Raw genomic sequence first — 12350 nt, forward strand, 5'->3', positions numbered from 1 at the left:
ATAAATGTTTTATTTTGGTAAATTCATTTCACCGACTGAGGCTGTATGTTCTCTAGCTAAATATCCTAAAAACAGTTGCACAAGTTTAATATGAACATTTTTGCGTAGTTGAGTTTGATTATCAATGTCATTTAAATGTGCTTCCAAACCATGACCTTTAGGAATATTTCTCCTCAATTCTATTAAGATAGATTGTGCATTTTTTTCTAGATCATCTAGTGCATTTACTAGAGATTTAGCAAATATATCTTTACCATGTGATGTTGTCCAAATGGGGCTTGAACCACTCCTTCCTACTTGGTACCGAATGTAATTTTTAATAATTTCAATTGAAGAACTCGAATCCACAGCAACAGCCAAGACATTTCTGAAAGGAGATTTTTTATCTTTATTTGCTATGGCGAATTTATCTGATAAATCTTTAATTTTCTCGATAACTTCATCCATTTGATTACTGATACATTTCTCAACTCTTAAAGCCAGTTGTTCTTTTAATAAATTATCCACTTCCGCCATGACTAAACAGCCTCCTCTCTGAAGATCAAATGAAATTCATTGCAAATTTGGACTTGTCCGAAGCCTTCGCAGGTGCGATCGCCTATTCCATAAACCTCTAAATCTTCCCAAGCTTGTAGCCAGAGATTTTTATTTTCTGTGCTGAATAAATAGACACTTCCTTTATTTGTAACTAACTCAACGTCTTTCATCAAACCCCAAGCTGTATTCCAGCCTGAGCGATAATCATAACTACTATAAGCAGCGTGAATATGTAAAGATAAATCACTGACACCAGTATACTGCTGTAGCATTGCTGGAGAAATTACCGTTGTACGCTGCCATTGTTCAGTTAATATTGCATCTGCTTGTAAATCCACAGTGAAATAAGTACGATTTTCTGGCAATATCTCTAAAGGATTGCCAAATATTTTGCCCCATTCACTCCAGCGTTGACGTAATTTCTGATTAAATTCGTCTATTCGGTGAATAACTGTTGATTTAATATCAGTAGGTGCTTTAGCTGTAATTTTTACCTTGCCTAAGCCTCGTGAACCTGCACCACCTAAACGTAAATCATCTTGATGATTTTGAATAAACTGTTGTAAAGGCACAGCTAAATCATCATTTATTAAAACTACACCTGTATATGTGACAGGTCTTTTTTTATTTTCTTGAGATTCATTTAAAACTGCAATACTATATAGTACCCTTTCTTCAGAAGTTGCACGGCGGCGATTAATACCTACTCTAGTTAATAGACGATCATTTGCAGCAGGGGTGTAGTAATCATCATCATGTTCACTATAAAAACCACTAAAATGATCAACTCTTTCTCCATAAGTTGAATGTTCTGTTGGGCAATTTGGATCATATATTTGAGCATACTTTTCAGCGCAAAAACGGTCTATTAAAGTATCAAAAACACCATTTTTTTCGGACTCGCCTGTTTGAAATCCAGATTTACTCTTAGAACTTAGTACAGTCGCTGGTAATACTTGCACATTAGGTTTAAAAACACAATCACTATCAATAGTAATAATTCCTGGGTAGGCATTTTGAAAAATTGCTGGATTATCTCCTAGAAATAATTGATGAAAATCATCATCATCACTAATTGATTGATTAGTTCGCTTTAGTATTTGACTAGCAACTGCACCGCGAATTACAGAACCAGGAATATATTGTTCAACTTCACTCACATTTCCACCTGGTTTTTGTCTACCAATTACTAAAGGAGACAGTGCTTTAATTTCCAGATTAATTTTCTTCATTGTTTTCAAATCCTTTAGCCAGAAAATCCCATGCGGCTTGTTCTACGGGTAAAGTAGGTAATTCCCAATGTAGCCAGCCTAAACCTGCTGATTTACTACCACCTAAAGCATTAATATGGAGCAATCCTGCTAAAATTAATGGTGCTGCATAAATTGGCGCATTAGATAAATAAATGTTTCCTGTAAACTTTAGTTGAATATTTGCTGGTGATGTTTCTAAAAAATAAAGTTTGTCTTCTTCAGCAGTCCGGCGACGGCGGTTGATAGTTACACCAGGACGTATAACTTCTGGTAAAGTATCTGGTTCTTCTTCACAAATGAGGTCATCTAAAATGATACGGGAAGGTAAAACGGGATTGCCAAAAATTTGACAAATCAAACAATGATGATGTTTATCTTCTTCTGATTCTGATATTTTATATTCTGTTCTAGTAAAATCTTCTGTTAAACCTGCTCTTTGGGGACACATAGTTTGAGGATTGGGAGAATAGCAAATAGGCCACTTTAAACCCCTAGCAATTTTTTCGCACTCATGGCGCAAGCGTCCTTTAATTTGAGAACCTGGAATTAGTAAATTATCTTCAGCGTTGCGAACAATTGGTTTATCTGCAAGAGAACTGGAAGAACCACCAGCACCAATACATAAAGCCGTATCAATGACTGCTGTAATGGGATAAGTTTGCAATGAGTTGGATAATTCTTGTAGTTTAATCATGACTCAACCCCCAAAGATACAACTTCTGATATTTCATTTTCTGGAACTTCTACAAAATCGTAGACATCTACCATGTCTCGCCAAATTGTTTCATAAAATGGATCTTCAGGATGTTCAGGATCAAGTCTGCCGTTATCATACATCCAAGGGGCTAAATTACCGTTATTTTCTTGATCTTTAGGTAAACACCAAGCATTTTCAAAATCTCTGAGTAATGCTTCTTTACCTTGTTTTAGTCTCACTCGAAAATAGCGATAGTTAAGAATAGCTGTATGTTTGCCCCGTTCTAATAAACTGCGGACTTGATAAAGTTGTGACTTGGGAAATTTAGCCTTTTTCAAAGCTGAAATAGAGGTGATTAATCCTCCTAACTCATGTAAAGTGTATGGTGCAGCGTAGAATTTTAACTTTGGGGGAAGATTTTTAGTTAATGCTTCTTGACGAAAATCTTTAACATTCGATGAAATCATCGTAACTGATTTGAGAGTTAAGAAATCAACTGTTCCCCCACGATATCCAGCTTTTTGTAATTTCTTAGCGCGTTCTTTTGCTGATTTCAATAATTGCTCTACTAAATTTCTGGCGTAGTATATAGGTGTGTTTACAGCCGTAATTAATACACCAATTGACGTACTTAGTTCACAGTCAGAATGTTTTGCTGTTAAGGGTTTATAACGTTGATATTTGTTCGGTTCAAATGGTTTAGTGTGATGCAGGCGATAATTACCAGTAATTTTTTTAGTTTCTCCATCGTCAGCTTTAATCTCATTAATTTGAATTTCTTGCAGTAGAATTTTTTCAAATCTCTCGCCTATCATCTGAGATATTTCTAAAGCTTTATTTGCAGGAACAATCAATAAAATATCATCACCACCAATGGTAAGTATTTCAAAAGGATGAATAAAATCACCATTCTCTAATTTTGATTCGTCATCATTTAAGTTACGTAGTTTATGAGGATGTAAGTTTTCAGCTAAGGCTTGGTAAACTGCATATTCGGTGGCTAAAGCTACATCTTGACTAAATTCTTGATATTCTTTTGGTGTCTGAATTTTTTGGACATAACCACCCATATTATTACCATCGGCGTAAATATAAGCGATATAACCTTTACTCGCGTTAGATACTTGAGTTAAAGTTTCAGGAATTTCTAGTGAATCCTCTGGAATACTGGCCGTAGTATTTCGCTTTTAAGCTCTGATTTTGGTTTAAAAACAATTTAAATCTATCTACCCAACTTTCAACTCTATTTCTACGCCATTGTAGTTTCGTATCAAGATACCATTTTGGCTCTTCTAGACGACCATCTTTTGCTCTGTCGCCTACTAAATACTTACGTACCGATGCTTCTGAAAAATTGGTTTCCCTCGGTAGTTGATCTACTCGCATGATAGCAGAACGGCGATCGCTACCATCACGCATCAGGTAAGGATGGGTTTCAAACATCGGCGGATAGCGGCGACTAGGACGATTAGCTGTATCATTCCCACTACGACGCTGATTAAACAAAATATTTAATTTCGTGGTTAATTCATTAAAACTTTTGCGTCTTTTAAATGCTTCTATTCTCTCTGATTCATTACTAGGATACCCGAAATAAGCTTGAACTAATTGCTTGTTAAATTCCCGATGATACCAATCTAACCATAGTGTGTTTTCAATTGGCTCACGCAACAAACCAAACCGCAGTTCCAACAATCTAAATTTATCACCTACCGCGCAAGAATTAGCTGTTAAAGTTTCTTCGGTGTAGCGTTTTTCAATTGCATTAGCTAACTCATCGACATAAGCAGCAGGACAAAAAGCCAGGATATTACCACCTGTAGAATAAATAATTAACTCTGGAATTAGCGCATCAGATAATTTGTACTTTTCTGATTCGGATTTTGCTGGAAAGTTATCGTTTAACCAAGTTCTAATTTTATTAAATTGTATATTGTAGCGGTTTCTATCTTCTTCTGCAATCTCTTGAGGATTTTTCTGATTAAAAAAAGCAGGTAAATCAATGATGTTTATTCTATCTAATAAACCAGATGCACCGCGAATTTCTTGAATTTTGGCTGACTCAAATACATATTGCTTAATCTTCGTTGCACCACCATAAACTAAACCAATGCGAGTATTTTGATTCCACAAATCAGGGTATTTGGCTTGTAATTCCTCAAGAGTGGGTGGAAAATCGTTTTTGTCTATACTTTGGAGTGTCTCTACTTGTCTCACTAGATGTTGTAGATTTTCTGGTAATGCTTGTTTGTTAATTACAGCATCACGTATTTGCTGAGGATATAAATCAAATGCTGGTTCCCGTTCATTACCCCAGGCTAAACACCAGCTAATTGCTATGGCGATGTTTTGTTGAGAATCTGTCATATAATTTGCAATTTGAATATGTAGTTAACTGAAGCAATATTTACACGAAGCAACACAATTAATTGCTGAAATCAAATTTACAAACAGCACTTACGGAAATATTTATCCAAGCAATACGAAGCATTTCACAATCACGCCGACTCTGATGAACTGATTTCATCGCCGTAAAAATACCTGAGAATCAGTGTCGCAGTTATTAACCTGATCATAGATATTATTAGCAGTTAATTCTATGAATGACATCTGTTATTACAAAATTTGATGAATCTCATCTTTGCTTAAACACATATTTTATGGGTTTATTTATTTTCGGCTTGATTTTGCTGTGCGGGTAAGTCGAGATAGGGGGAAAGTCCGACATCTAGGTTATCGGTGTCGCGTCTGGCTTCCATAAAATCGCGTTGGAATTGACGCAAAAATGAAGTCTGAGCCTGTTAAGAATCTCCCCGACGAGTAAAATAGCTAAAAATACCGTCACAGTACAACTAATCACGGCAAATAAGCCCAAAGGCGCGATAATCAAAATCACCCAAGTAATTGCTGCATTGACTACCGCCAAAATCCAACTACGATCTCGGATCAGTTTTTTTGCGGCAGAAGTAGACACAATCTTTACCCCGTCTCGTTAATTAAGGATGAACTGATTATACACCCCCTTGGAAGAGGGGTCTTCCAACTCCGTGCAAAATGGAGTCAATAGTCAATACTCATTAGTTTTTCTCCCTTGTCCCCAATACCCAATCCCCAATCATGATTTCCTACTCAGTGGAATTTTAACGGACGGAATCGTCGTCAATCACTTGAAACTGTGAATACGTTGCTGATTTGGGGTATTGGTGCGGGTGTTTGCGACTTTGCCGGACGAAAGCACATTCTTGAGGCTCTATCTGTTGCCTGATTTTAGAGAATAACACTTGCTTTGTGACTTAACTTAAATCCACTCTTAGAGGTACTGCCCCTCCTGTTGCCGCGTTATCAGCACGGTGCTTCACTTTTTAGCCTCTGGTGGTAAGCGGAAGATGGAGGAATCGTAGCTTGCTTGGGCGAAGCGGTACCCCTACAGTTGCCTGTACCCCGGTTTTCAAGACCGATTGCCGACCATTTAGCAGCATCTTCCTTAAAGGGGTGTTTGACGGGACTTGTAGCTTGCTTGGGCGAAGTTGTACCCGTTATGACTGGTTTCACAAACCAATGCCGCAACCGCTTTGGCTAGCTCCATAGGAGCGGCTACGTCAACAGACACTATCAGTGGATACTGGTCGGACTTGAACCGACATCTTTCTGCTTGCAAGGCAGACGCTTTCCCAATTAAGCTACAGACCCATATTTGGCAGGAGTGGTAGGACTTGAACCTACATCGGTCGATTTAGAAGATCGATGCCCATCCATTAAGCGACACTCCCATAAGTTGATACCCCTGACAGGATTTGAACCTGTAGAAAACCCGTTTTAAGCAGGTCATGTCTGCCAATTGCATCACAGGGGCAAGGTGGGCTGTGTAGGGCTTGAACCTACGCACTTCTGCTTAAGAGGCAGTTGCTCTGCCAACTGAGCTAACAGCCCAAGGTGGGTCGCCAGAGACTCGTAGCTTGCTTCCCGAAGGGTACTCTGATCACTCCGCTTAAAAGGCGGGAACTCTAGCCATTGAGCTAACGACCCAGTTTGGTACTCCCGACAGGAATCGTAGCTTGCTTCCGCGAAGCGGTACCTGTAACAATTCCGTCCCTCAAACGGAAGCGTTCACCAATTTCGCCACAGGAGCATCAGTACCCTTGGTGGGATTTGAACCCACAAAATCTGGTTTCTAAGACCAGCACGTTTGCCAGTTTCGTCACAAGGGCAAATGATCGGAATGGTAGGATTTGTAGCTTGCTTCTGCGGAGCAGTACCTGCAACCTTCAACTCCCAAAGCTGCCGCGCTACCAAGTTGCGCCACATCCCGTTGGTACTCCCGGTGGGAGTCGAACCCACACACAGACTGTTTTTGAGACAGCCGCCTCTTCCAGTTGGGCTACGGGAGTATAAGCAGGGAAGGAATCGTAACTTGCTTCGGCGACGCGGTACCTTCAAACTTCGCGTTCAAAGTGCGCCGGCTTTGCTTGTTTGCCTACTTCCCGTTGAGATTTGGATGCAGGAGTTGGGGTCGAACCAACCTCTCCTTGATTCAGAGTCAAGGTGACTTGCCAATCGTCTATCCTGCAATAAATGGCTGCCCCAGTAGGACTCGTTCGCGTAAGCGTTCCCGAAGGGTACCTACAACCTCGCGGTTAACAGCCGCTTGCTCTGCCATTAAGCTATGGGGCAATGTGCCAGTCCCCCAGGTCAGAATCGAACTGACGACCTTCTGTTTTTCAAACAGACGCTACTACCAACTGAGCTACCAGGAGATAAGGCGAGAACGGAGGGACTTGAATCCTCACTCTTCAGGTTCGTAATCTGAGATGTTATCCAGTTACACCACGTCCTCATAAGGCGGAGAGAGAGGGAGTTGAACCCACAGTGGACTTACATCCACGACTGTTTAGCAAACAGCTTGCCCTGCCAATAGCAATCTCTCCATGATGGGCCGGGTAGGATTTGAACCTACGAAGCACATAGGCATCCGTTTTACAGACGGCTTCCTTCAACCGGACTTGGATACCGACCCAAATCAATGTCCACTTGATAGAAATACATCTACAAGGGATGGAGTGAAGGGGAATCGTAGCTTGCTTCCCGAAGGGTACCCGCTAATTACAAGCTTGAAAGACTTGCCGCTCGACCACTTCGCTTCTGCACCATCAACGCAAGGACTAGGACTTGAACCCAGAACAACAGTTTTGGAGACTGTGGTGTTGCCATTACACCATCCCTGCATTTGGTCGCAGTGGTGGGAGTTGTAGCCGTAGGCATCCCGAAGGGTACCCACATTTACCAAGTTATGAGCTTGGGGCTTTGCCGTTAAGTTACACTGCAATGTTTGGAAGCCTTGACGGGAGTTGCACCCGCTTCTCTTTGACTGAGAATCAAAGCGACTTATCTAGTCGTCCACAAGGCTACACGGGGATGATGGGATTTGTAGCTTGCTTCTGCGAAGCAGTACCCACGGCTTCCTGTTCGACAGACAGGCACTCTTAACCACTGAGTTACACCCCCACGTTAGGTGGCAATTATTTAGTTTTCATGGTTCTGATAGTGTTTGCTCTGTGCCTTTTTGGGAGGCTTGATTGCTTCACTACATTTATGCTACATAAATGCTACACAAGTGTCAAGGGTGTACTACAAACTTTTTTTAGAGGTGAGAGGGCAGGCGTAGATGCGTAGGGGCTTGTCGTCAGACATCGCTCTCAAAAAATAACCCCCGCCTCTGGGTGAAAAGAAGCGGGGGTTGGGTAGTTGAGACTTTTTGCCCTATGTGGGTGCTATGAGACATTTGCACCTCCCGCTTTCCTTCAGTTGCTCTGGATTCAGCCAATAGGCTAACGCTCCAAAAATGCCAATGTTTATAGATTTATTGCCAATGAACAGATAAATTCCCTCAAACGCAAATAGCGCGTAGACGCTTGCGGCTTCTCGGAACGAATCCGCTCTGCCTAAACCCTTGTTGGTTCGGCAATGCCCTGCGCTACTCATGCTTGAAGAGAATCTGGTGATCATTGAATGTTTGTAGTATTTGTAATTATGATTATTTTCAATAATACAGTTGTAGTATATGTTTGTCTACTGCACACAGGGGAAGTAGTCTGCTGCTGGTAACGAGCAATGTTTAAAGATAAGTCCCTACACATCTACCTCATCCATTAACAGCAAAAAACCCCGGCTTTAAGTACCGAGGTTGATAGGAGAAGTCCGAATGACGATGAGATACAGCGATACCGAAGTCTAAAAATATTAGCTAACGCTAAAAGCAACCAAAACGAGAGTAGTGACAATTAAGGTAGCGAACACACTCTGTGTAACGTATTTGCGTTGTTCCCAAATTGCGGGGTACTCAGCATAGTACATCTGGGGTTCAGTTGGATAGTTGTTGAGAACTCCGTCTTCGTTAATGGTGGTATACATAATGTTTTCCTGTATTTGTTACTTTATGTAAACTAATTTAACAATATTGTTACAAAACGTCAATAGAGCTTGACAAAAAATAGTGAATGACTGTAATTAGAATCACTTATGTTGAGAATTTTCTGAAAGAAAAAAAGCGATCGCACCCTAGATCGCCTCTTTACCTCTCAAAAATTTGTGTATTAGAAAAACGTTGGCTACCGATTTTGAAGTTGAATGAGGATAGTGTGAGGGTTTATCCTCTGGATGCAACTGCAAAACAACAAACACGAGTTTATGGCAGTCAGCCGCCTTATGAACCACCAGATTATTTAATTTTGTAAAGTTTGCTGTGTGGTTTTTGGTGGGGGTTTATTGACTGGAGTTGATGATTTTGTTAATATTTGGCGATTTGTAATGGAATTTAAGGTTAGCCGCGAGTTTGTCGCGCAAACTTATAGGAAGTAAGGGTGAGTAAAGTTGTGTTAATAAAAGAAAAATTTGTTTTTTCGCCTTGAATCATGGAGGTTTTTCGTTTAAATTATCTTTAAAGCTAATTTTTAACGGGAAAAGCTTTTGATAATTTGTACTGAGTCTGTAGGTTACACACCTATTTCCGTACCTCAGCGCAACTGAACCTTGAAAACTAAATATATCAATAGTTTCCACAAGGTAGGGTTAAACACCACCTCTTCCCCGCAAGGGGACGGAAACATTGTCGCAACTTCCACAGTTTCATACGCATCTTTCCACGACCAAACTTAAACACCACCTCTTCCCCGCAAGGGGACGGAAACGCGGCGGCTGCCTCGCGCCGGGTCATTCCATTGAACTTTCCGGCATTTTTAAACACCACCTCTTCCCCGCAAGGGGACGGAAACACCTACAACATCTTGCCAGTAAGTTGTACTGGAAAAAGTGCGTTAAACACCACCTCTTCCCCGCAAGGGGACTAAAACGGCTAGCTTTTTTTCTAGTATTAAAAACTACCTCTTCTCCGTAAGGGGAAAAACGGGCTTTACAAAATCTTCAAAATAGCGTGTGGTGATTAGCGATGCTTGAAAGCGAAACACTACCGCATGGTGGAAAGAGGCATCTACCAGCGTATTGTGATGAATATATTAATTACCATCCTGATAATTGTGGCAATTATCGCCATTGTGCAGAATTCTGAACAATTCCGATCTCAATGGCGCAACTTGCAAATCAACAAGCCACGGGGTAGAGTTTCTCACACATATCGTAGCGACCCAAAAAATCGATATCTTCAAAGAGATTTGCTAATTTTACTCAAAGGGGATACCGCAGCCGCTAAACGCTTGTTAGCTCAACAGCGTCGCAAAAATCCAGGAAAGTCAGATAACTGGTATTTGGAGAAAGTGATTTTTGATTTAGAACGCGATCGCCGGCGATGATAGGTAGCTCCCATATGTAAAGAAATATCAAGCAACCTGCATCACTTGCATAATTGTTCTCACCCAACCCTATATATAAAAACGTATACCGAGAAATTCAGTCATTCTACAGATTTTCTGATGAATTGGACTGTAAATCATGCACGTTTTTAAAGGGTGAATATGCGAACAAGAACTAAGCTTCTTTTATTTTCATTCAGCTTATCTTTGGTGTTAATGTCACCATTGATGGTTTATGCTCAAGTGAGTGGTGAACCTTATAATCCCTATCAAGTACCTGTAGACCAAACTAATACTATCAATTCAGTTTTTATTCCCAAAACTGGCTTATCTACAGATTTTAAACGTGGCAATCTTTCGAGGGAAAATATTTACCAAGTTAAGTTTCCTCTCGATAAACAATCAGAACCAATTCCCGATATTCCCAAGTCAAAAATTAGCCCTACTTTAGAAAAATTACTCATTAATAGCAACCCCAGCGATAGTGTTGAGGTGATTATTACCTTTCAAGAAGACACCCAAATTCCCCTATTACCGGAACTAGAAACAGGAGTAGAACGGGAAAAATCTCAACGCCGACAAGAAGCGATCGCTCAATTACAAGCTCAAAGAGTCAAATCACAATTAGCATTACTAGAAAGATACAAAATATCCAGTTACTTTAAACCAACAGAACATTTTTGGATTGTCAATGCTGTTGCTGGTAAAACACAATTCAGAGCAATTAAAGAAATAGCCCAACTTGATGCTGTGGCTTATATTCAACCAGTCCAAGGGGGAGAAAAACCACCAGATGCTATTACTAATAATGACGTTGATGATGGCAGAGCAATTATTGTTTCTGACCCCTATTTTAATTTAGGATTAACTCAACCTTGGATTGGTCTTTTAGATACTGGGGTGAGAAATACACACGTTTTATTTAATTCTCCCAGTAACTTGGCATGGTTGAGAGATTGCGTTAACGGTGGGGCAAATTGTAACAATAGTGCTAACCCTGGTTACAACACCGATGATAATGACTGGAATCATGGCACAAGTTCCGCCGCCATTATTAGCGGTAATGGTCGTCTAGGCAATGATTATCGCGGCGTGACGGGAGTCAGATTAGACAGTTGGAAGATTTATCCTAGCGGCGGTCTAGATTCGGCGGCGGCGATTCGGGCGATTCAAGCAGCAATAGCAGCCTTTGATAAGGTATTGGTAGGGGAATTACAAGCCGACGAGACAGAAACCGGCGCGATCGCCACAGCCGCAGATAACGCTTACAATGCAGGTGTGATTTTCGTCTCAGCGAACGGTAACTATGGCCCTAATGATAGAACAGTTCGTTCACCTGCGATCGCCCACAAAGTTATCGGTGTTGGTGGCGTGATGACCACTGACCAAAGCCAATACAACGGACAAGGCCGCGGCCCCGCAACCGATGGACGTTTCAAACCAGATATCCAAGCACCCACCTATAGCGAAACCGCCAGCAATGCTTCCACCTCCGCATTGCAAGTATTTAGCGGAACTAGTGGTGCAACTCCCTACGCTTCTGCGGCTGCTATGTTAGCCCATAACTGGTTGCGACAATTCGGCACATACGATAATGGTCAAACCTACGCCTTCATGATTCTCTATGGGCAGAAATCCTATCCCTACAATAATACTGTTGGTGCAGGGTTGTTAAAAATGGCGACCAACGGCTGGGCGCATTGGGGTAAAGTCGTAGTCAACAATGGTACAACTATCGATATTCCTATCAATGTTAGTTCTAATAAGCGAGATTTTGATGCGGCTTTATGGTGGCCAGAATCAGCAGCACAAGCACATAATGACATTGATGTCCACTTAATTGACCCATCCGGCGTAGAAAAAGCCAGAGGTTTTTCCGCATTAAGTGTATTTGAGCGCGCCAAAGTAGCAGGCAATCTCACCCCAGGCACATGGAAACTCCGCATTCGCGGCTACAGCGTACCTACAGGCGGTCAGACAGTCTACTGGGCGGCGCATATTCGGAATTAGGGACTGGGGATTGGGGACTGGGGATTGGGGACTGGGGACTTGTACTGAGCT

The 12350-nt window shown here is 41.2% G+C and carries 10 protein-coding genes and 19 tRNA genes; 3 read left to right on the top strand and 26 right to left on the bottom strand.

Features of this window, described 5'->3' with window-relative positions; all coding sequences use genetic code 11:
• Positions 1 to 9: 9 nt before the first annotated feature.
• From CV014_RS00935 to psb34, 26 genes are all read right to left on the bottom strand, one after another.
• Positions 10 to 516 (bottom strand): hypothetical protein, encoded by a 507-nt coding sequence (locus tag CV014_RS00935; protein ID WP_236140313.1) that lies wholly within the window; start codon positions 514 to 516, stop codon positions 10 to 12.
• 2 nt (positions 517 to 518) lie between these two features.
• Positions 519 to 1769, bottom strand: coding sequence for a type III-D CRISPR-associated RAMP protein Csx10 (gene csx10, locus CV014_RS00940; protein WP_236140314.1), 1251 nt, complete (start codon positions 1767 to 1769; stop codon positions 519 to 521).
• Positions 1756 to 2484, bottom strand: coding sequence for an RAMP superfamily CRISPR-associated protein (locus CV014_RS00945; protein ID WP_236140315.1), 729 nt, complete (start codon positions 2482 to 2484; stop codon positions 1756 to 1758). Before CV014_RS00945 ends, csx10 begins: the two co-directional genes overlap by 14 nt.
• A complete protein-coding gene (locus CV014_RS00950) occupies positions 2481 to 3557 on the bottom strand; it encodes a hypothetical protein (protein ID WP_236140316.1) in 1077 nt (358 codons plus the stop codon). The genes CV014_RS00945 and CV014_RS00950 overlap by 4 nt, the downstream gene beginning before the upstream one ends.
• 67 nt (positions 3558 to 3624) lie before the next feature.
• The gene (locus tag CV014_RS00955; protein WP_236140317.1) at positions 3625 to 4854 is read right to left on the bottom strand and encodes a hypothetical protein; all 1230 of its coding nucleotides are present in this window, start codon (positions 4852 to 4854) and stop codon (positions 3625 to 3627) included.
• Positions 4855 to 5215: 361 nt separating this feature from the next.
• Positions 5216 to 5461, bottom strand: coding sequence for a CRISPR-associated protein Csx18 (gene csx18 / locus CV014_RS00960; RefSeq protein WP_236140318.1), 246 nt, complete (start codon positions 5459 to 5461; stop codon positions 5216 to 5218).
• 406 nt (positions 5462 to 5867) lie between these two features.
• A tRNA-Ser gene (locus tag CV014_RS00965) sits at positions 5868 to 5971 on the bottom strand.
• A 132-nt stretch (positions 5972 to 6103) separates the two neighbouring features.
• Positions 6104 to 6177: transfer RNA gene (locus tag CV014_RS00970), tRNA-Ala, on the bottom strand.
• Positions 6178 to 6182: 5 nt separating this feature from the next.
• Positions 6183 to 6257, bottom strand: a tRNA-Arg gene (locus tag CV014_RS00975).
• 9 nt (positions 6258 to 6266) lie between these two features.
• Positions 6267 to 6340: transfer RNA gene (locus tag CV014_RS00980), tRNA-Leu, on the bottom strand.
• A 4-nt stretch (positions 6341 to 6344) separates the two neighbouring features.
• Positions 6345 to 6417: transfer RNA gene (locus CV014_RS00985), tRNA-Lys, on the bottom strand.
• A gap of 4 nt (positions 6418 to 6421) precedes the next feature.
• Positions 6422 to 6513, bottom strand: a tRNA-Lys gene (locus tag CV014_RS00990).
• A gap of 4 nt (positions 6514 to 6517) precedes the next feature.
• Positions 6518 to 6616, bottom strand: a tRNA-Leu gene (locus CV014_RS00995).
• 5 nt (positions 6617 to 6621) lie between these two features.
• Positions 6622 to 6695 (bottom strand) — tRNA-Leu (locus CV014_RS01000).
• 6 nt (positions 6696 to 6701) lie between these two features.
• Positions 6702 to 6796, bottom strand: a tRNA-Pro gene (locus tag CV014_RS01005).
• 1 nt (position 6797) lies between these two features.
• Positions 6798 to 6875, bottom strand: a tRNA-Leu gene (locus CV014_RS01010).
• A 104-nt stretch (positions 6876 to 6979) separates the two neighbouring features.
• Positions 6980 to 7055, bottom strand: a tRNA-Gln gene (locus CV014_RS01015).
• A 5-nt stretch (positions 7056 to 7060) separates the two neighbouring features.
• A tRNA-Asn gene (locus tag CV014_RS01020) sits at positions 7061 to 7158 on the bottom strand.
• A gap of 9 nt (positions 7159 to 7167) precedes the next feature.
• A tRNA-Phe gene (locus tag CV014_RS01025) sits at positions 7168 to 7241 on the bottom strand.
• A 6-nt stretch (positions 7242 to 7247) separates the two neighbouring features.
• Positions 7248 to 7321 (bottom strand) — tRNA-Arg (locus tag CV014_RS01030).
• Between the two features lie 6 nt (positions 7322 to 7327).
• Positions 7328 to 7412 (bottom strand) — tRNA-Ser (locus CV014_RS01035).
• A gap of 4 nt (positions 7413 to 7416) precedes the next feature.
• Positions 7417 to 7501: transfer RNA gene (locus CV014_RS01040), tRNA-Tyr, on the bottom strand.
• Between the two features lie 137 nt (positions 7502 to 7638).
• A tRNA-Trp gene (locus tag CV014_RS01045) sits at positions 7639 to 7709 on the bottom strand.
• Between the two features lie 3 nt (positions 7710 to 7712).
• Positions 7713 to 7809, bottom strand: a tRNA-Met gene (locus tag CV014_RS01050).
• A gap of 85 nt (positions 7810 to 7894) precedes the next feature.
• A tRNA-Asp gene (locus CV014_RS01055) sits at positions 7895 to 7989 on the bottom strand.
• A gap of 735 nt (positions 7990 to 8724) precedes the next feature.
• Positions 8725 to 8895: a photosystem II assembly protein Psb34 gene (gene psb34, locus CV014_RS01060; RefSeq protein ID WP_236140319.1), complete on the bottom strand. Its 171-nt coding sequence runs from the start codon at positions 8893 to 8895 to the stop codon at positions 8725 to 8727.
• Between the two features lie 86 nt (positions 8896 to 8981).
• Between psb34 and CV014_RS01065 the strand changes: the two genes are divergently transcribed.
• The 3 genes from CV014_RS01065 to CV014_RS01075 all read left to right on the top strand — a co-directional run bounded on the left by CV014_RS01065 (position 8982) and on the right by CV014_RS01075 (position 12299).
• Positions 8982 to 9218, top strand: coding sequence for a hypothetical protein (locus CV014_RS01065; RefSeq protein ID WP_236140320.1), 237 nt, complete (start codon positions 8982 to 8984; stop codon positions 9216 to 9218).
• 714 nt (positions 9219 to 9932) lie between these two features.
• Complete coding sequence (locus CV014_RS01070) at positions 9933 to 10289, top strand: hypothetical protein (protein WP_236140321.1); 357 nt, start codon at positions 9933 to 9935, stop codon at positions 10287 to 10289.
• A gap of 162 nt (positions 10290 to 10451) precedes the next feature.
• The gene (locus tag CV014_RS01075) at positions 10452 to 12299 is read left to right on the top strand and encodes a S8 family peptidase (RefSeq protein ID WP_236140322.1); all 1848 of its coding nucleotides are present in this window, start codon (positions 10452 to 10454) and stop codon (positions 12297 to 12299) included.
• The last annotated feature ends 51 nt before the right edge of the window (positions 12300 to 12350 follow it).

This window comes from Nostoc sp. CMAA1605 (assembly GCF_021596505.1).
Lineage (GTDB): Bacteria > Cyanobacteriota > Cyanobacteriia > Cyanobacteriales > Nostocaceae > Trichormus.

What these genes read in the sequence shown, in the direction of transcription:
- CV014_RS01075 (WP_236140322.1), top strand. Translation starts at nt 10,452, where the DNA reads ATGCGAACAAGAACTAAGCTTCTTTTATTTTCATTCAGCTTATCTTTG.
- CV014_RS01065 (WP_236140320.1), top strand. Translation starts at nt 8,982, where the DNA reads ATGACTGTAATTAGAATCACTTATGTTGAGAATTTTCTGAAAGAAAAA.
- CV014_RS00945 (WP_236140315.1), bottom strand. Translation starts at nt 2,484, where the DNA reads ATGATTAAACTACAAGAATTATCCAACTCATTGCAAACTTATCCCATT.
- csx10 (WP_236140314.1), bottom strand. Translation starts at nt 1,769, where the DNA reads ATGAAGAAAATTAATCTGGAAATTAAAGCACTGTCTCCTTTAGTAATT.
- CV014_RS00950 (WP_236140316.1), bottom strand. Translation starts at nt 3,557, where the DNA reads ATGGGTGGTTATGTCCAAAAAATTCAGACACCAAAAGAATATCAAGAA.
- CV014_RS00955 (WP_236140317.1), bottom strand. Translation starts at nt 4,854, where the DNA reads ATGACAGATTCTCAACAAAACATCGCCATAGCAATTAGCTGGTGTTTA.
- psb34 (WP_236140319.1), bottom strand. Translation starts at nt 8,895, where the DNA reads ATGTATACCACCATTAACGAAGACGGAGTTCTCAACAACTATCCAACT.
- CV014_RS00935 (WP_236140313.1), bottom strand. Translation starts at nt 516, where the DNA reads ATGGCGGAAGTGGATAATTTATTAAAAGAACAACTGGCTTTAAGAGTT.